18 protein-coding genes are annotated in these 18602 nt (G+C 36.1%); 10 read left to right on the top strand and 8 right to left on the bottom strand.

What is annotated here, in order from left to right; genetic code table 11:
- Nucleotides 1-35 precede the first annotated feature (35 nt).
- Together O0955_RS15095 and O0955_RS15100 are read left to right on the top strand one after the other, a co-directional pair.
- The gene (locus tag O0955_RS15095; protein WP_269428390.1) at nt 36-893 is read left to right on the top strand and encodes a nuclear transport factor 2 family protein; all 858 of its coding nucleotides are present in this window, start codon (nt 36-38) and stop codon (nt 891-893) included.
- A gap of 100 nt (nt 894-993) precedes the next feature.
- Nucleotides 994-1887 (top strand): glycerophosphodiester phosphodiesterase family protein, encoded by an 894-nt coding sequence (locus tag O0955_RS15100; protein ID WP_269428391.1) that lies wholly within the window; start codon nt 994-996, stop codon nt 1885-1887.
- Between the two features lie 85 nt (nt 1888-1972).
- Here O0955_RS15100 and O0955_RS15105 read toward each other — a convergent pair whose 3' ends face one another.
- Nucleotides 1973-2137 (bottom strand): hypothetical protein, encoded by a 165-nt coding sequence (locus O0955_RS15105; protein WP_269428392.1) that lies wholly within the window; start codon nt 2135-2137, stop codon nt 1973-1975.
- 167 nt (nt 2138-2304) lie between these two features.
- Nucleotides 2305-3633: an OmpA family protein gene (locus tag O0955_RS15110; protein WP_269428393.1), complete on the bottom strand. Its 1329-nt coding sequence runs from the start codon at nt 3631-3633 to the stop codon at nt 2305-2307.
- 199 nt (nt 3634-3832) lie between these two features.
- On the opposite strand from O0955_RS15110, the gene O0955_RS15115 reads away from it, so the two are divergent.
- Entirely contained in the window at nt 3833-4669 is an 837-nt protein-coding gene (locus O0955_RS15115; protein WP_269428394.1) for a hypothetical protein, read from the top strand.
- A gap of 18 nt (nt 4670-4687) precedes the next feature.
- On the opposite strand, the gene O0955_RS15120 is transcribed toward O0955_RS15115, so the two are convergent.
- From O0955_RS15120 to O0955_RS15140, 5 genes are all read right to left on the bottom strand, one after another.
- Nucleotides 4688-5209, bottom strand: a complete 522-nt coding sequence (locus O0955_RS15120) for a hypothetical protein (protein WP_269428395.1) — start codon at nt 5207-5209, stop codon at nt 4688-4690.
- 259 nt (nt 5210-5468) lie between these two features.
- Nucleotides 5469-5960: a DinB family protein gene (locus tag O0955_RS15125; RefSeq protein ID WP_269428396.1), complete on the bottom strand. Its 492-nt coding sequence runs from the start codon at nt 5958-5960 to the stop codon at nt 5469-5471.
- A gap of 125 nt (nt 5961-6085) precedes the next feature.
- Nucleotides 6086-7048: an AAA family ATPase gene (locus tag O0955_RS15130; RefSeq protein WP_269428397.1), complete on the bottom strand. Its 963-nt coding sequence runs from the start codon at nt 7046-7048 to the stop codon at nt 6086-6088.
- Nucleotides 7049-7052: 4 nt separating this feature from the next.
- Complete coding sequence (locus tag O0955_RS15135) at nt 7053-8411, bottom strand: peptidylprolyl isomerase (protein WP_269428398.1); 1359 nt, start codon at nt 8409-8411, stop codon at nt 7053-7055.
- A gap of 60 nt (nt 8412-8471) precedes the next feature.
- Nucleotides 8472-9041, bottom strand: coding sequence for a hypothetical protein (locus tag O0955_RS15140; protein ID WP_269428399.1), 570 nt, complete (start codon nt 9039-9041; stop codon nt 8472-8474).
- Nucleotides 9042-9163: 122 nt separating this feature from the next.
- On the opposite strand from O0955_RS15140, the gene O0955_RS15145 reads away from it, so the two are divergent.
- Together O0955_RS15145 and O0955_RS15150 are read left to right on the top strand one after the other, a co-directional pair.
- Nucleotides 9164-9814 carry a hypothetical protein gene (locus O0955_RS15145; protein WP_269428400.1) on the top strand — a complete coding sequence of 217 codons (651 nt, stop codon included), beginning with the start codon at nt 9164-9166 and terminating at the stop codon, nt 9812-9814.
- Between the two features lie 52 nt (nt 9815-9866).
- Entirely contained in the window at nt 9867-10457 is a 591-nt protein-coding gene (locus O0955_RS15150) for a non-canonical purine NTP diphosphatase (RefSeq protein ID WP_269428401.1), read from the top strand.
- Nucleotides 10458-10470: 13 nt separating this feature from the next.
- Here the strand turns inward: O0955_RS15150 and O0955_RS15155 are convergent, their stop codons facing one another.
- Nucleotides 10471-12684: an OstA-like protein gene (locus O0955_RS15155; protein ID WP_269428402.1), complete on the bottom strand. Its 2214-nt coding sequence runs from the start codon at nt 12682-12684 to the stop codon at nt 10471-10473.
- Between the two features lie 65 nt (nt 12685-12749).
- Between O0955_RS15155 and tilS the strand changes: the two genes are divergently transcribed.
- From tilS to O0955_RS15180, 5 genes are all read left to right on the top strand, one after another.
- The gene (gene tilS, locus O0955_RS15160) at nt 12750-14081 is read left to right on the top strand and encodes a tRNA lysidine(34) synthetase TilS (protein WP_269428403.1); all 1332 of its coding nucleotides are present in this window, start codon (nt 12750-12752) and stop codon (nt 14079-14081) included.
- Entirely contained in the window at nt 14082-14567 is a 486-nt protein-coding gene (locus O0955_RS15165; protein WP_269428404.1) for a hypothetical protein, read from the top strand. It abuts the gene before it with no gap.
- A gap of 144 nt (nt 14568-14711) precedes the next feature.
- A complete protein-coding gene (locus O0955_RS15170) occupies nt 14712-15173 on the top strand; it encodes a hypothetical protein (protein WP_269428405.1) in 462 nt (153 codons plus the stop codon).
- Between the two features lie 103 nt (nt 15174-15276).
- On the top strand, nt 15277-16419 hold the full coding sequence (gene bshA / locus O0955_RS15175) for an N-acetyl-alpha-D-glucosaminyl L-malate synthase BshA (protein ID WP_269428406.1): 1143 nt from the start codon (nt 15277-15279) through the stop codon (nt 16417-16419).
- A 225-nt stretch (nt 16420-16644) separates the two neighbouring features.
- Nucleotides 16645-18522, top strand: coding sequence for a beta-galactosidase (locus O0955_RS15180; RefSeq protein WP_269428407.1), 1878 nt, complete (start codon nt 16645-16647; stop codon nt 18520-18522).
- Nucleotides 18523-18602 lie beyond the last annotated feature (80 nt).

Below are 18602 nucleotides of genomic sequence, written 5' to 3' on the forward strand. Positions count from 1 at the left end.
TTTTATATTCGCCAAACATATTATAAAACAGAACCATGAAGAAATTATTTTCAACAACAGTGGCAGTTGCCTTAGCGGTTAGTGCTTTCGCTCAAAAAAGTGATGGGACAACTAAATCCCTTGTCAACGCGGAGAAAGATTTTGCTAAATCGATTGCTAAAAATGGAGATAAAGAATCTTATTTAGAATATTCATCAGCCAATACATTGGTTTTCAGGCCAAATCCGGTTAATGCTAAAACTTTTTATGCTTCTCAGGAAAAAGGATTAAACAATGTGACCTGGGAACCAAATTTGGCAAAAGTATCCCGTAGTGGTGATTTTGGTTTTACCACTGGTCCTTATCAGGTAGATGGCGCTGAGAAAAAATATGGTCAATACTTATCCATCTGGAAAGCTGAAAATGGCAAATGGAAACTGGCAATAGACTTAGGAACATCAAGTAACAAACCTTTAAATAAGGTTAATGATAATTTTGTTGAACCAAAAGATCATTTTGTACCGAAGTTTAGAAACGAAAAGGAATTAAAGGCGAGCAAAGAAATTATATTAACCACTGAGAAAACATTGAATACGATGTTAAAAACACATGGCATTGCGGCTTTTGGTGGTTTCTTAACCAATGATGCCCGTTTACTTTTTCCTGGAAACGAAGCCATTGATGGTAAAGGAAAAATTCTTTCTTTTTACAACGGAATGGTAGATAAAATCAACTTGAAAACTACAGGAGCGGATAAATCATTGGGTAGCGATTTTGCTTATACGTATGGCGTAGCTACAATTGATTATAAAACAGATTTACGCGAAAGTTTTAACTACGTTTTTATATACGAAAAGGCTGCAGATGCAAGCTGGAACCTGATTGTTCAGGCTTTTGTACCGGCCGAAAGATAATTTAATGTGAATTTTAAAGAGGGGCTATCTTAAAAGTAGCCCTTTTTTTATGCCTTTATTTGTAAATTACGCCCCTGATGTTAAACTAATTTAGAGAAAATTGAAATCCATAAAAAATAGAACTTTAGTTATTGCTGCGCTCCTTTTATTGAATTTAAATGCTATTGCCCAAAAGCAGAAATTTGATGTGCAGGGAAAAGCAGGTTGTCGGGGTATTATGCCTGAAAACACCATTCAAGGGATGTTAAAAGCATTGGATCTTGGTGTAAATACGCTTGAAATGGATGCTGTAATTTCTAAAGATAAACAAGTGCTGTTATCGCAGGAACCTTACTTTAATAATGAAATTTCGCTTCAGCCCAACGGGAAAGCCATCACTTTTAAAGATCAAAAAAACTTCAATATCTATAAAATGGATTACGAAGACATTAAAAAGTTTGATGTAGGCAGTAAAGTTCATTCCCGTTTTCCAGGACAAATGAAGTTTAAGGCATACAAACCTTTGCTTTCTGAAACCATTGATGCGGTTGAAAGTTATGTTAAAGAAAATAAATTAGCTAAACCCGTTTACAGCATCGAAACCAAAACCATCAAAAATGGCGATAACGAGTTTCATCCGGAGCCGGCTGAATTTGTTGATCTGATTATGGAAATTGTGAATCAGAAAAAGATAGCAAAACGTGTTATTATAGAATCTTTCGATATGAGAACCCTACAGTATTTACACGAAAAATATCCTAAAATTCAGACTTCCTTATTGATTGATGAGAAAGAGCCTTTTGAAGATTATATTGAAAAATTAGGTTTTAAACCAACCATTTATAGCCCTTATTCTGTTTTAGTAGGAAAGGGTTTGGTAGATAGATGCCACGAAATGGGTATAAAAATTATCCCCTGGACGGTAAACACGCTAAAAGATATTGAGTATTTTAAAAGTTTAGGTGTTGATGGAATTATAACAGATTATCCAAATTTAATGGGACAGCTTAATTAGTAAAGAAAATCTGACTGGCTGGGATAAAGAAGTTCCACAAAAAAAGCGATGAAATTTTCATCGCTTTTTTACTTTCTAAAGAAGCCTAGTGATGGGCTTCCGTTTTTTCGTGACCTTGCTCGTGTTTCTCTTCAGTTTTTGGTCTTGTAAAAGCAAAAACCAGTACTAAAACAAGAACCCATGCAGTCATAGGTAAGGCCCAAATGCCTTTTGTATCTTGAACAGGAGCGTGAGTATCGTGTGCCGACATATAAATTGGATTAAAATTAATGTTAGGATAATTTCGCCAAATATAATAACAAACTTTAAAATATAAAGGCTTTAAGGCTAGTTTAAAGCCATTTTAATCCATAAAATAGAAAAGGGTGATGGGAACTAATTCCATCACCCTTTTTATTAAACAATTAGATTTTCTAATTATTTTGCTTTTACATTAATGGCAACCCTTCTGTTTTGTGCACGTCCCTCAGGCGTTTCATTATCCGCAACCGGGAATTCAGGTCCGTAACCTTTTGAAGCTTCAAAAGCGGCTTTATCTGCACCCAGTTTTTGTACTAAAACAGCTATTGCATCTGCTCTTTTCTGAGATAAAGTAATATTGGCGTCAGCTGGCCCTGTATTATCAGTGTAACCGCCAAATTTAAATTTAGCCGCAGGGAAAGCCTTGGTAATGGCCACCATATTTTTTAACTGATTGTTAGATTGATCTGTCAATTCAGTGCTGTTTAACTTAAAGTGAACATTGGTAAATTCAAACCAATTGCCTTTAACCGTATCAATTTTTGCCTCATTATCTGTTAAAAAGGCAACTAACCGTGCTTCGGTACTGTATTTACCTACCTTTAAAATACCCGCATTATTTGGCAAAGTAATGCTCACAGAATCTCCTTCGTCATAAATAAAATCACCATTACTATCCAGTTTACCTTTTATTGTAGTTTCTGTAGTGGTGGTTTCGGTATGAACAACCGTTGTGTCGTGACCTTGCTCATGTGTACCATCAGATTTGTCTCTGGTAAACCACCAGGCAGCCAATACCGCCAGTATAACAGCAATTAAAGGTAATACCCAAATGCCTCTTGAACGTTCTTGTTTTTTTTCATGGCCACCATGATGACTTTCATGGGTAACCACTGGCTCAACATGTTTTACCGGTGCAGCCTTAGGCGGTTCAGGTGTTATAATTGGATCAATAACTTTAGCCTCTGAAAAAGTACTTTTTATATCTGTTTGAGTAAAATCGGCTGGTAAAAATCCTACAGCCGTGGCCTTTTGTTTCGTAAAGAAATCGGCAATGTGGTCTGCACTAAAATCACTGGCCTTAAAATGTTTGCCCAGCAAAGCCAAAATCGTTGGCAGTGCCATGCTGATTAATGTAGAAACACTTGATGCTTTAATACCTGCATAATTGGCAATTTGTTTAATCGTATCTACATGCTTGTTTTCAAACAAACTATTGCTTAAAGAGGCACCTTCATCGCGTAAAGTCGCTCCATCTTCATGATGCAGAAACTTTCCAATCGTATTTAAAACACCTTTGCCTTCTTGTTCTCCTGCTGCTTTTATCAATGCTGCACTCCCATCTGGAGTTTGAGCCTTATCAGATATCCATCCAACAATTGTAGGAATAATGACCTCAATCGCTTTAGATAAGCTTGATTCTGATTCATTTAGGCTTCCGTTGGCCTGATTAATAACCTCGTTATTAAAATAACTTTTTGCCTGATCTAATAAATTTAATGACATGTTAAATGCTTTTTTTGGTTTAGAAAATTTTATGGTTTATTACTTAGGGAAGGTTAGATAAATATAGTAACAAACATGATAAAATAATGTTTTATTTTATTTATTGTGTTTTGAACTGCAGATTTCTCAAATCATTTTTTAAAAAGGTATTTTATTGGTTGCTAAATTAATTTATAGATTTGGTTAGATTTAGCTTAATATGAAATTTTTTGAACGGGCAGATTGGTGGCAGCTTATAAAGGAAACAATACTTCCTCATTTGGGTACCACGTTTTTATACATTACTATTTTTGTTTCTATAGGTCTTTTACTGGGCGTAATTTATAGCCTTATTTTATGGCGGTTTAAAATTTTAAAACGGGTACCTAAATATTATAATTGGGCAGTTAAATTATATGTTGTAGCTGGTATTGCGGTTTTTATTTACTTTTCCATTCATCTGGGCTTTATGTTTGCGGCAAAAAGTATTATAAAGAAAGAGGAACCCCGTATTGTTTCAGCCATATATGAAGAAATGGCCAGTCAGAATTTCGATTCGCCCGAAAAAAGAAAAATCTTCATTCAGAAAATTCAGGAAGGGGTAGTAGAGGTACAAAAAGGTTCTAAGGATGTTACCCTGTCTTTAAATAAATATGTGGCATCAAAAAATACAGGATTTAATATCGTTGATAAAGGGAAAAACCGCCTGGCCAATTATATTTTCACCCGGTATCAAAACGATATCTATTCTGCATCTGTATACGCAATGCTTATGGTGGCCAGCAGAGGCGCTTTTGATGTTAAAGATATGAGTTATGAGGAGTTTAATACTTTAATTAAGGCATTAAATGCGATGGACCCCCGCGATATAGAAAAAAGTATAAAAAATAAGGTCACCGAAAAAGTAGATGAGATCATTTCAGATCAGATGAACGGGATGATTAAGGGAACTTTTTATACTTTAATTATTATACTCCTGATACCCGTAGCAGAGTTTTATATCTATAAATTTTGGATGAAAAATAAAGCTGGAAAAGAAGAACTGGTTGTTAATTAAGGGATAAAGGCATGGCCCTTATCCCTGATAGGCATAAATCATTTTCTTTTTGCTTTTTTGTTTGTCGCGTACTCTTTCCAGATGTTCCTGTACCAAACCCTGATCCGTTTTGCTTTCGGTTGTTAGTTCAGCCTTCTTAAAAAAGCTTTCAGCTTTACTATAATCGAAAAGTTTTTCGGCATTTAAACCAAGCAATTCGTAAATGCGGGCTTCTGAAACGCCAGGCACTGTCAATGCTTTTTCGGCCGTAATATCAATAAGCCTGTACATTTTTAAAGTGATTAAAAGCTTCAGATAATGTTCGTAAACATCCGGAAATTCCGGCTCCAGTTCAACACACATTTTATAGTGATAACCGGCAGTTTGATAATTTTTAAACTGATATTGATAAAAGCAGCCCAGCTGAAAATGTGCCCTTGCATAGTCCGGATCGGCTGAAACGATTTCCTGAAAATATTGGAGTGATTTTGGCAATTCGCCGTAATTTAACTCCTCTACTGCCTGCAGATATTTTTCTTCTACAGTTAGATATATGTCCATAATGGATATAATTGAATTTATAAGGCTGTAAACAGCTTTATAATTGATAAATAGATAATTATTTAATTAGGATTCTTATCCCATTTGAGGATAGAAAAAACGCTAATGGTTCGGTAGAAAACTCAAATCCATACCCGAACACTTTAGCCAATAAGACTGGCTAAACCCTGGTGTTTGAATATGTAGTTGACGTAGCATTTTAATATTTCTTGCTGCAAAGATAATTATTTTCAATGAATTACAAATTATTGAAAATAAATCAGGCAGGCTGATTGCGTTTTATAATATTTTGAATCTGTCTCCGGTGTCTTAAAATATGCACAATTGCATGTTCCATCAGTTGTTCCACATCATATTGCTGCCCCCAGCGGGTATTGATTTTTTTATTGTTATCAAATTCTTCCAAAGGAATATCCCGGTTTTGAAGAAAGCAGTTTTCGCAATAACTAAAACCTGAATTTAATTTTTCAATGTAATCCTTTACATTGTCAAAAACATATCGGTTTGGTCTTACGGTATGTAAGCCAATCCAATTTTCTATATAAACCGTATAGCTGTAGGTGGAAGCAACAACGTGACTTAAAATATTTTGTATTGACCTTACGTCTTCATCCAGGGCATCAGGATTAACGATAGCAGTAAGCTGCGCCGGGTTTAAAGGACTGATGATTGCAATTAATTCATCAATTGCTTTTTTATATTCCTCTAAAAGTGCTGCAATTGCGCCGGTCAGGTTGTTTGAATTAATCATCGTCAAACAAATATATTCTTTTCGCCGCTAATTAGATTCTGCAAAATTTAACATCAGGAGCGTTTCCTTATTTGTGTATGAAATAACTCAGCTTAATGGCAAACCAAATTTTTGAGTTTACTGGCTTATAAAAGGTCTTTAATGATCTTTTCGATGGATAATCCTTCAGCCTCTGCACGATAATTACGAACGATACGGTGGCGTAAAATAGGTTCGGCAACGGCTTGAACATCCTCAATATCAGGAGCGTATTTGCCGGAAATAGCTGCGTGGCATTTTGCACCTAAAACCAGGAACTGAGATGCACGGGGACCAGCGCCCCAGCTTACATATTTGTTAACTGCTTCGGTTGAAAATTCACTGTTCGGGCGGGTTTTAGAGGCCAGCTTAACTGCATATTCCAAAACGTTATCGGTTACCGGAATATCACGAATCAGGCTCTGAAAGTATTGGATATCTTCTGCCTGGATAATTTTTTGCAACTGAACACTTTTGTTACTGGTGGTGTTTTTTACAATATTCAATTCATCTGCAAAGGCAGGATAGTTGAGCTGAATATTGAACATAAAACGATCCAGTTGTGCTTCAGGCAGGGGATAAGTACCTTCCTGCTCAATGGGGTTTTGCGTGGCTAAAACAAAAAATGGTTTAGGCAAAATGTGTGTTTGTCCGGCGGCGGTAACCGATTTCTCCTGCATGGCTTCGAGTAAAGCAGCCTGCGTTTTTGGAGGGGTACGGTTAATCTCATCGGCAAGGATTATATTAGAAAAGACAGGCCCTTTTATAAATTTAAAGTGCCTGTCTTCTCCTAAAATTTCAGCACCGATAATGTCACTTGGCATTAAATCAGGTGTGAATTGAATACGGTTAAAGTTAAGATCAAGAACAGAAGCTACGGTTTGTACCAATAAAGTTTTAGCTAAACCCGGTACGCCAACCAACAAGCAATGCCCGTTGCTGAAAATGGCAATTAAAACAGATTTAATGACATCATCCTGCCCGACTACAACTTTGCCTATTTCGGCTTTAATATTGTTGAAAGATTGGTGAAGCGCATCAACAGCTTCTACTTCGTTCTTGTACTGCATTATTTTATTTTGCGGCTGTGTTTTTAGTCCAGATTTTTAATTCGCTGCAGTTGTTAAACTCATCGTCAATTTTAATGTAAGTGCTTTCACGACGTTTTTCAAACCACTCGCTTAAAGTACGATTAATTTTATCACTTTGAGCGGCATCTCTGATTTTTGGAAAATCCTGAACCATATTGGCTTTGTGCGGTGGTATTTTAGATTTTAAATATAAAATACGATATCCTTGTTTGCCATCCGGAGAAGAGAATAAATCTGGTTTAGAAACGCCACCAACTTTCATGGTGTCGATTACTAAAAATACAGCAGGATCCAGTTTATCAACCGGGATAATAGTACTTCTGGCTTGTACATTTTCAGCGTTAAGCATCATACCACCGTTATATTTAGTTTCTTTATCGTCAGAAAATAAATTAGCAGCAGCAGCAAAAGTTAATTTATTGCTGATAATTCTGTTGTAAATACTATCTGCATGAAGTTTTAAACGGGTTAAACTTTCAGGTGTAGTTTGTGGCCTCACTAAGATGTGGCGGGCATGTACCTGCTCGCCGCGACGCTCGATAACCTGCAAAATATGGAAACCAAATTCAGTTTCAAAAACCGGAGAAATTTCACCTGCCTTTAATTTAAAAGCCCAGGCCGTAAATTCTTTAGCCATAGTGCTTCTATCAAAGAAACCCAAATCACCACCATCAGCAGATGATCCAGGATCTTCAGAATAAGTTTTAGCTAAAACGCCAAAGTCATCACCACTTTTTACACGTAAACGTAAAGCCTCTATTTTATCATGAAATCTTTGTTTTTCTGCTTTGCTTAACTGTGGATTTAAAATAATTTCACCAACTTCAACCTCTGTATTAAACTCAGGAACACTATCTCCTAAAGTTTTAAAGTATTTTTCAACTTCCATAGGTGTAACGTTAATGTTCTCAGTAATTTTAGCCTGCATTTTCTGAGCAATTAACTCATCTTTTACCGATGGTCTGATCTCATCTTTGTACTGAAGTACAGATTTGTTTAAAAATTGCTCTAAACGTTCCTGTCCGCCCGCACGTTGCATGCTGTAACGCATACGTTTATTTACCTCGTCATCAACTTGTCCGTCTTCTACCATAACAGAGTCAATCTCTGCCTGTTGTTTAAGCAATTTCTGGGTTAAGGTATTTTGTAAAATTCTACATTTAATATCTGCATTCGGCGGGTTGCCCTGATAAAGATATTGGGTGTATTGTTGGTTTAAATCTGATAGCAGGATGATGTTATTACCTACTACAGCAGCAACTTTATCAATATTATGCTTTTGGGCGAAGCCATTAAAAAACATGCTAATTAAAGCAATTGCTACTAAAGAAACTTTCTTCATTCTATGTTATTATATTTTGCAAATTTAATATTAATGGTTTAATTAACTAATGGATTAAAATTACAGCTTGGTTAGCTTTCTTAATTCGTTTTCATTAACCTTAACCTGGTATTTATCCTTCAGGCTTTTAAGCCACTTATCTTCCAAAAACTGTTGATAATCGGCAATCACTTTTCCTCTTATGTCAACTAATGGTTTATTGTAATCCTGTTGGTTTGTTGTATAAAAATCGTTAATGGCCTGTTCATCTTCCTGGGCTTTGTTCCAGATCTTCTGTTCAGATACATTAAACATTAAAACACCTTCGCGGTATTCGTTTATTAAATAGTTAAAATCCTTGTTGCTCGTTGTTGCCTTTTTGTGGGTAACTAAAGCATCTTCATAAGTTTTAATCTCATCAATATAAGTTGGATTTTTATCCAAACCCATCTCGCGGGCATCTAAAACTTTTAATTTAAAGTTAATGTATAAATTTAAATAGGTCTTTAAGCTGTTATAATCAGCATTGCCGTTCCCATTATGGCTTTTTTTGTAAGTCCAGATAAACTCCTTACTGCTTAATGATTTGCCATTAATTGTGGCTACATTTTGTGCAGAAGAAATGCTATAAACCAGGCTAAGAACAAACAAGCAATAAGCTTTTCTCACACAGAAGACTCTATAAATTTTAATGGATAAAAGTAACAATTAGCGGCGCTATTATAAGATATTTAACTAATTTTAACAGAAATTATTATAGCGCAAAAATACGAATGGAAAACCAGGTTACCAACAATGCTAACGCTTTACGCTTATTTTTTACTGAAGATGTCTTTTTAGTAGCCGATAAAAGCGTAAAAATACAGCCTGAGGTTCAAATGGAGCCTGTTTTAGAAGTTGCAGCCAATTTGGGATCTCCAGAAGTACCGGCTATTCAAAATACTGAAAATGAGCAAATTTCGGAGAAAAAAATTCCAAATCTGGTTAAAGAATACCCTGAAAATGCCGAAAAAGCACCTGTTGCAGAAGAACCCGTAGCTGAAAAAGTATTTAAGTTTTTAGGCGGGAATAAGAAGTCAGTGCTCATTTTAGTTAACGATAAAAATAACGATGTGAGCACCGAGCAGGGTAGGGAGTTGCTGCGCAAAATTGTAAAAGCGGTTGAACTGGCCACACCAGATTTTGCTTTGCTTAATTACGCCAGTTATGCCGGAACAAATTTTATTGAACTGCACCAGTTTTTTAAACCGCAATTACTGCTGGCTTTCGGTGTAAATACAGCAGATTTAAATTTAGACCTGATTTGGCAGCATGAAATTATTGTACACGAAACAACCCGAATGATTTTTGCGCCCGAATTGCATCAACTGGATGGTGATTTAAATGCCAAAAAATCACTTTGGGGAAATCTTAAAAAATTATAGAGTATTAAGTTATTCTCTCTAAACCATAAATTAAATTTTATTAATCACTCCAATGAATAAGCTGGTTTTCGCTACTAATAATCAACATAAAACTGAAGAAATAAGAGCCGCGCTTCAGGGTAAGTATGAAGTGCTTAATCTGGAAGATATTGGCTGTTTCACGGATATTCCTGAAACAAAAGAAACTTTTGAAGGTAACGCCCGGTTAAAAAGCAGCTACGTAGTAGAACATTATGGTTTAGACTGCTTTGCTGATGACAGTGGATTAGAGATTGAAGCTTTGGATAATGAGCCGGGTGTTTACTCTGCCCGTTACTCGGGAAGCCGGGATAACATGAATAACATTAACCTGGTTTTGGAAAAAATGAAGGGTAAGGAAAACCGGAAAGCCAGGTTTAAAACAGTGATTTCATTAATGCAAAATGGTGAAAATCATTTGTTTGAAGGTGTAATTGAAGGAACAATCCGTACAGAATTAAGTGGTACAAAAGGCTTTGGTTATGATCCTGTTTTCCAACCGGATGGTTACGACATTACTTTTGCGGAGATGGATTTAGAAGAAAAAAATAAAATTAGTCACCGGGCTATTGCCTTGAAAAAGATGATCGATTTTTTAAAGCTAAAATCAATAGCTAAACCGTAATCTTTTATTGATTTTACTGCACCTTTAAATTCTTTTCCTTAATTACCCTGGTCGTATCCTTTTTTGGAAAGATGGGTTTAATACCAAAGTTTGCGGTATCTGATATAGAAGGTTTTGGTGCCGTAACTTTTGAAGCCGGTGGAGCACCCGTTTTCGCAGCTGTACCAGTTGTTGGTGTAGTTGTTTTTTTTGCAGGAAGTTTTGGCTTTGCCTTTTTCATTGCAGAGCCAATGGCATCTTTTTTAGATTTCGGTCTTTCCTTTGGTTTCCACGAAAATCCCTTTAGTACATTGTCTTTATTTACAGTGTTTTCAGGATTTAATGCCCCCTCAATACTCTTTATGTAAATAATATCTTCAATATCGTTTTCCTTAAAAACAAATTTTATACGGCTGCTTACCGTCTGGTTCATTTCCTTATAAACCTTGGTGCTGTCATCCTGTGTATAATAAATACTTTCTGCATTACCATCCACATACAGGTTTTTAAGCTTTCCATCGTTGAAAAAGCCAGTCATATACCTGCCTTTAATTTGATTAAAGCGGAGAGAATCCTTTGGCGTATTGACCAGAAACGCATTTCTAAAAGCCTGAAGGTTATTCAGCTTATTCTTTTTAAACTGTACATAAATGGTATCGCCAATTTGTTGTGATCCCTCTGACCAAATAACCGGATTGATAAAACAGCGCAACGTAGAATCGCCACTCGTGTAAAACAAGCTATCAGTTTTTGCCTGAATATTGCTTTTATAAATCTTAACATCGTGATAAGCCTTTATAATCCGCGTTTGAACAGTATCTGCAGGATTAAACTTCGCTGTATCTGTTTTTAAGCCTGTGGTTTTTATGTTATTAATCAGTTTGTTTGCCGACTCGATACCAGGTTTCTTAGCCAGGTTTTTAGCTAAACTATCCGTTTTTATTTTAGAAAGATTTTTGATGACAGAATCAGTCTTAACTTTGATATCTTTTTTGGTACTGTCCAGTTTAGCTTTGGGCAAACCGACCGGAATAGAATCTACTTTAACTTTTAAGCTGTCATTGAGGTCTTTCGACAAAACCTTGGCTTTATCCAGCAGTTTGTCTTCCTCCTTAGGTTTGTTTTTTTGCTTCCTATTTCCACCTTTTTTATCAGGAGCACTTTTATCATCCACACTTGTAGGATTGCTTTCTGTTTTGTTTTCGCCCTTTTCTTTCTTTGTAGCCCCCTCTTCATCATCATCGCCTACCTGATTGTCGGCTTTAATTGATATTTTAGGAATCAACTTTAGCGTTTTTTGCAAAACCATCTGAGTTTCCAGGGTATCCGCACCAAGCCATAAACTATCCGGTCGTTTTTTGCCCTTCACTAAAATGGAGTCTTCCGTTCCTATTCCCAAATAGGCATTTCGGGTTACTAATGTCCGTTGATCGGCTTTATAATAGTAACCCAAATCACCAAACATCTTCATTTTATCTTTTGTATCTGAAAACACAATATTTTTGACCGCTTTACCATATCCAATTTTACCGAAATAGTATAAACTGTCGCCTTTTAAAGACCTGGTACCCTGTGTATATAAATTTTTCTTTCCAAAATACGCATCCTCAGTCATGGTATTATAGGCGCCATTCTCGGTATATAAATTATCATCTTTACCTTTAATGTTAGTTGGCCCATAAAAATAAGTCCACTTACTTTGGGTATTATAACGCATTGTATCCGATTTAATGGTACTCTGTGGGGTAACCACAACAACATTATACCGGAAATAAGCATCGTTACTGGCGCTGAAATAATAACCATTTTTACTGGTCAGGGTTACTTCCTGATTTACAATTTTCCCACCACTGGTATAAGTTCCAATTTTGCTTAGAGTATTATAATCTAAAACATTGGTGGTTAAAACTGATGTTGGGTCTTTCATTTGAACATTCCCGGTTAAATGGGCATGTTTTGTATTCCCATCGTATTCCAGCTGGTCCGAATAAATATCAGTAGTTAACTGGTTGATGTGTACATTTTTAAAAGCTTCGAAATAATTGCGCTTAATGTAGTAAACCGCACTATCGCAAGTTAATGTTGCATTATCTTGTTGGAAAACAGGGTTTTTTAAAAACGATCTGTTTTCTTTTGCGAAAACTTTAATAGAAGAAAAAGAAACAACCTTAATCTTTGATCCGACTTGCTGACCGAATAAAAGAGGAGGGCATATTAATAAGAATAGAAAGACAAATAATTTTTGCACCCTACAAAGTTAGTTTTTTGTTCCGAACGTTCGGAATAACAGTTAAAATTAAATATTTTTGATGAATGTTACCCTTACAGCAATTTCAGGATTTTATTGAAAAAGAAGCTTTATTTACTAAAGATAATAAAATTCTTTTGGCCGTAAGCGGTGGCAGGGATTCGGTATTAATGCTGCATCTTTTTAAAGCATTGAGTATTGAAGTTGGTGTAGCACATTGCAATTTTAATTTACGGGCAGAAGAAGCACAACGGGATGAACATTTTGTTAAAATGCTCTGCGATCGTTTTGAAACTCCTTTTTATGTAACGCATTTTGACACAAAAAAATATGCTGCAGTACATAAAATTTCTACCCAGATGGCGGCAAGAGATTTACGCTACCAATGGTTTGAAACCATCAGGGGAAAAGAAGGCTATGATTATATTGCCTTAGCGCAGCATCAAAATGATGCCATTGAAACGGTTTTAATTAACCTGATTAGGGGTACGGGCATTAGTGGTTTGCATGGTATTTTGCCAAAGAGAGATTTTTTAATCAGGCCATTATTGTTTTTAAACCGGGAAGAAATAGACCAGCTTATTGAAGATAATCATATTAATTTTGTAGAAGATGGTTCTAACCTGAGCACCGATTACACCCGGAATAAATTAAGACTTCAGGTTATTCCGCATTTAAAGGAAATTAATCCAAACCTCGAAAATACCTTTACTCAAAATATGGCCAGGTTTTCGGAGATAGAAACCTTTTTAAAAGTTCAGGTGGAGGATTTATCCCAAAAGTTACTGCAAAAAAAGGCTGATGGTATTTACATTGCTCTGGATAAAATAGCAGCATTAAAACCTCAGCAATTATTGCTTTTCGAATTGTTAAAACCTTTCGGCTTTACAAATGCGGTTGTCGAAGAAATTTTAGCTTCAGTGAAGAGTTTAAGCGGAACTCATTTTTTCAGCTCACATTACCAGGCCATTATTAACCGTGATTATCTGATTATTGCAAAGCATCCAATAGCAAATCATCAGCATCAGGTGATTCATCCAAATATGGAAAAAATAAATTTTTTAGGGCAGGAAATCTGTATGTCTTTTTCAGATGATTTAACCTTTGAACCTTTAAAATTTAAATCATTTGCAGATTTTGATAAACTGATTTTTCCGCTAATATTAAGAAGCTGGGAGCAGGGTGATAAATTTATTCCTTTGGGCATGCGAAATTTTAAGAAAATTAGTGATTTTTTTATCGATGAGAAACTACCTTTGCATTTAAAGGAAACGACCCCTTTACTCATTAACGGTAATGGAGAAATCATTTGGGTTGCGGGCATGCGACCGGATAACCGCTATAAATTAACCGGGGCAACCAAAAAAGTTGCTATATTCGAACTCAAAATAAATTAATTGGAAAACAAGTACGCATATATAGAAAAACAATACATCGGCAGGGATTATGTCCGCATATTTATCAGGCTGATTATGGCTGCATTTTGTTTTGCTACCTACGTTTACGAACGCGACCGCGATAATACACAGGATCTTTTTTTAGTGGTTGGTTTCGGTATTATTGGCGTTTCCATGATTTTATTGTTCTTAATTCAGTATAAAATAGTGGTTGATAATAAAAGCCTTATTTTGGACGGGCTTTGGACAACCAAAAGAGTGAAAATAGATTTAAACAGTATTGTAGATGTTCGTAAAGGTGTTTATAGCCGGTATTTTTTTAACAACCCCGTTTATAACCTGCATACCAAGGGCACCATTCGTTTTTATTCTTCGGGTAAAGATGCTGTAGTGCTAACAGATCGTGATGGTTTGGAGTATTTTATTGGTACCCAACGACCTAATGAGCTGTTACTGGTTATAAAAGACGAAATGAGCAAAGCTTAAGCATTATCATAAACTAGGGGAATATTTTTCTCAAATTTCATCACCCAATTCATCTTAAATTAGTAAAAAATAGCTTCTGGCCTTCAGAAATGGCCTATTTGTTTTTAGGCATTTGATTTGAAATACCATTGTAAAATAATTCTTATGAAGAAAATAATTTTACTTGGTTTATTATCTGTAGCCTGTGCACCACTTTTCGCACAAACCTATAATCCTAAAGTTTCCAGAGATTCGCTTGGCGTTTTAAACAGTAGAATAGAAATACTTAAAACGAATATAAAAGTGATGGAACTAAAAGTGAAAGAATCTGAAGAGGAGGCCAATGTAGAGAAGCTGAGATTAAAACTTTTAGAAGCAAACGGAAATGCAAAAGAGTCTTCTGAAAAGGCAAGCAAGAACAGTAACAGAACGGATGCCGGATCTTCTGTAGATTTAAAAACGATGGAAAAATTATCGAAAAAAGCTAAAAGTGATGCGGACGATGCTTTAAAAGCATTGGAGCGTTTTAATAAACAGATTTCGAAAGTAGAAGACATCCGTTCGCAAATACAAGCTGAAGAGCGCAAGCTGGGCTATAAAAAACCTTTAGTCGCTTTTAATTACTAACGGGGATAATCTGAAAGAAATTCCTGTTTTTTATTGCAATTGCCTTACACACATTTTAGAATTAATTGGGGTACATTTGTGCTAACAACAATACATTTTACAAATGAAGATAGGAATTGTTTGCTACCCCACTTTTGGCGGTAGTGGCGTGGTTGCAACTGAATTAGGGAAAGCTTTGGCTAACGAAGGCCATCAGGTTCATTTCATAACATATAGTCAACCCGCAAGGCTGGATTTCTTCTCTGCGAATTTATTTTACCATGAAGTTTCCGTTCGGGATTACCCGCTGTTTGACTATGCTCCTTACGAATCGGCATTAGCCAGTAAATTAGTTGATGTTGTTCGGTTTGAGCAATTAGATGTATTGCATGTGCATTATGCTATTCCGCATGCATCAGCAGCATTTATGGCAAAGCAGATATTGGCCAGCTACGGAATTCACATTCCGGTAGTCACCACTTTGCATGGTACCGATATTACGCTGGTTGGTAAAGATCCTACCTATAAACCTGTTGTTACCTTTTCTATTAACCAAAGTGATGGAGTTACCACCGTATCTCAGGATTTAAAAGAAGATACTTTTAAACATTTTGACATTACCAAAGACATTAAGGTAATCCCCAACTTTATAGATTTCAGTCGTTTCAGCCTACAGGCAAAAGACCATTTTAAAAAAGCAATTGCCCCGGATAATGAACGGATTTTAATTCATACCAGTAATTTCCGAAAAGTAAAACGTACGGCCGATGTGATTCGCATTTTTGAGAAAGTACAGGCTGAAATACCCTCTAAATTGTTAATGGTAGGCGATGGCCCCGAACGAGTATACGACGAGCAACTGTGCCGTACCCTTGGCATTTGCGACCATGTTCGTTTTCTGGGTAAACAAGATGCTATTGAAGAAATCCTTTCTGTTTCTGATTTGTTCTTAATGCCTTCAGAATCTGAGAGTTTTGGATTAGCCGCTTTAGAGGCTATGGCTTGTAAGGTACCTGCCATTACCACCAATGCAGGCGGACTGCCAGAATTGAATATAGATGGTTTTTGTGGTTTCATGAGCAATGTTGGCGATGTTGATGATATGGCTGCACATGCAATTGAAATATTGAAAGATGATGCTATCTTAAAACAATTTAAGGAAAACGCCTTTAAAAGAGCGCAGGATTTCGACCTGAAAAAAATCTTACCATCTTACATTAATTTCTACAAAGAAATAATAGAAAATTCTTTGCAGACAAAATACTAGAATTTGGTTTTAAGTGTGTTAAAAGCTTATATTTAGGCTTTGAGGGCTGTTTTGTGAGAAAATAATCTTCGATTAGATAACGTAGAGCAAGATCAAACGTTTGTCTTTTGCCGGAAGATTTGCATGATTTTTTATTAAAATAATCATGATGATCAAACTCAAAATAGTTTCTCAATCCGGTTTTGCTGCCGGGCCATAAAAATATTTATAACAACTTAAACACAAATGAAAACCACTCTTATTGCTATTGCGCTGCTATTGACTTTTGCAGCAAATTCTGAGGCTCAAACCAAAAAGACCACTAAACACACCTTTGCAATTGCCGATGGTAATTTTTTATTAGACGGTAAATCTGTACAGATTCATAGTGGCGAAATGCATTATGCCCGAATCCCGAAACCTTATTGGCGTCATCGTTTAAAAATGATGAAAGCAATGGGTTTAAATGCTGTTGCTACCTATGTTTTTTGGAATTACCATGAAACTGCTCCCGGAGTTTGGGATTTCAAAACCGAAAACAGAGATGTTGCCGAATACATCAAAATTGCACAGGAGGAAGGTTTATTCGTAATTCTTCGCCCGGGGCCATACGTATGTGCCGAGTGGGAATTTGGTGGCTACCCATGGTTTTTGCAAAAAGTACCTGGTATGGTTATTCGTGGCAACAATCCACAATATTTAGCGGCAACAAAAGCTTATTTTACCGCACTATACGGGCAAGTAAAAAACCTGTTGGTTAGTAACGGTGGTCCTATTGTAATGGTGCAGGGCGAAAACGAATTTGGCTCTTATGTAGCTCAACGTAAAGATGTTTCTTTAGAAGAACATAAAAAGTATAGTGCGGCTGTGTTTCAGCAGTTAAAAGATGTTGGTTTTAATGTGCCTTTTTTTACCTCAGATGGCAGCTGGTTATTTGAAGGTGGCGCATTGCCTGGAGCATTGCCAATGGCAAACGGAGAAGATGATGTAGCCAAACTTAAAGAACTGGTAAACAAATACCATGATGGCAAAGGCCCTTATATGGTAGCCGAATTTTATCCGGGCTGGTTAGATCACTGGGCAGAGCCTTTCCCGAAAGTTTCTACACAAGCAGTGGTTAAACAAACGCAGAAATATTTAGATGGTGGCGTATCTTTTAATTATTATATGGTGCATGGCGGTACAAATTTTGGTTTTACATCTGGTGCTAATTATGATAACAAACACGATATTCAACCGGATTTAACCAGTTACGATTACGATGCACCGATTAGTGAAGCAGGTTGGGCCACTGAAAAATATAATGCATTAAGAGCTTTACTTAAAAAGCCTGAAACGCCAGCCGTTCCGGCTAAAAACCCGGTAATTTCTATTCCTGCTATTAAACTTACAAAAGCGGTAGATTTAGAGGATATAAAAAGCAAAATCACGCCGGTAAATGATGATAAACCTTTAACTTTTGAAGCTTTAAATCAAGGCCATGGTTACGTTTGGTATAGCAAAAAATTTAATCAGCCAATTAGTGGTAAATTAGAATTGGCCGGTCTTCGCGATTATGCTATAGTTTATGTTAACGGAACAAAGGTTGCTGAGTTAAACAGCTATTATAAAAAATACGATTGTGAAATAGATATTCCTTTTAATGCGGTTTTGGATATCGTGGTTGAAAATATGGGGCGTATTAATTATGGTTCAAAAATCATCAACAGTACAAAGGGTATAATTTCTCCGGTAATTATTAACGGACAAACCATTACCGGAAATTGGGATATGTATAAATTACCGATGGATGTTGTGCCCAATTTAACCGCTGCCAAAAATTCGGCAACGGCGGGCAAACCTGCTGTTTATGAAGGAAGTTTTTCTTTAACTAAAACAGGAGATACTTTCCTTGATATGCGTGACTGGGGTAAAGGCATTGTTTTTATTAATGGTATAAACATTGGTCGTTACTGGAGTGTTGGGCCTCAGCAAACGCTTTATGTTCCGGGTTGCTGGTTAAAAGCAGGTAAAAATAGCATTGTAATTTTTGAACAGAAAAACGATGTAATGCACAGTTCGGTAAAATCTATTGAAACTCCGATCTTAGAAGAAGTAAAACCTGAAAACGGTCTGCCGAAATAAATATTAAAAATACAGCCTGCAAATTTTACAAACGATAACTGTAAATTTTGCAGGCTTTTTTATGCCCTGAAATTTAAAGT

Origin of the sequence: Pedobacter punctiformis (assembly GCF_027213715.1) — a bacterium.
In the GTDB taxonomy this organism is placed as follows: domain Bacteria; phylum Bacteroidota; class Bacteroidia; order Sphingobacteriales; family Sphingobacteriaceae; genus Pedobacter; species Pedobacter punctiformis.

Coding starts and splice junctions, on each gene's coding strand:
- O0955_RS15170 (WP_269428405.1), top strand. CDS start 14,712: ATGAAGAAAATAATTTTACTTGGTTTATTATCTGTAGCCTGTGCACCA.
- O0955_RS15110 (WP_269428393.1), bottom strand. CDS start 3,633: ATGTCATTAAATTTATTAGATCAGGCAAAAAGTTATTTTAATAACGAG.
- O0955_RS15145 (WP_269428400.1), top strand. CDS start 9,164: ATGGAAAACCAGGTTACCAACAATGCTAACGCTTTACGCTTATTTTTT.
- bshA (WP_269428406.1), top strand. CDS start 15,277: ATGAAGATAGGAATTGTTTGCTACCCCACTTTTGGCGGTAGTGGCGTG.
- O0955_RS15120 (WP_269428395.1), bottom strand. CDS start 5,209: ATGGACATATATCTAACTGTAGAAGAAAAATATCTGCAGGCAGTAGAG.
- O0955_RS15150 (WP_269428401.1), top strand. CDS start 9,867: ATGAATAAGCTGGTTTTCGCTACTAATAATCAACATAAAACTGAAGAA.
- O0955_RS15095 (WP_269428390.1), top strand. CDS start 36: ATGAAGAAATTATTTTCAACAACAGTGGCAGTTGCCTTAGCGGTTAGT.
- O0955_RS15105 (WP_269428392.1), bottom strand. CDS start 2,137: ATGTCGGCACACGATACTCACGCTCCTGTTCAAGATACAAAAGGCATT.
- tilS (WP_269428403.1), top strand. CDS start 12,750: ATGTTACCCTTACAGCAATTTCAGGATTTTATTGAAAAAGAAGCTTTA.
- O0955_RS15180 (WP_269428407.1), top strand. CDS start 16,645: ATGAAAACCACTCTTATTGCTATTGCGCTGCTATTGACTTTTGCAGCA.
- O0955_RS15135 (WP_269428398.1), bottom strand. CDS start 8,411: ATGAAGAAAGTTTCTTTAGTAGCAATTGCTTTAATTAGCATGTTTTTT.
- O0955_RS15130 (WP_269428397.1), bottom strand. CDS start 7,048: ATGCAGTACAAGAACGAAGTAGAAGCTGTTGATGCGCTTCACCAATCT.
- O0955_RS15125 (WP_269428396.1), bottom strand. CDS start 5,960: ATGATTAATTCAAACAACCTGACCGGCGCAATTGCAGCACTTTTAGAG.
- O0955_RS15115 (WP_269428394.1), top strand. CDS start 3,833: ATGAAATTTTTTGAACGGGCAGATTGGTGGCAGCTTATAAAGGAAACA.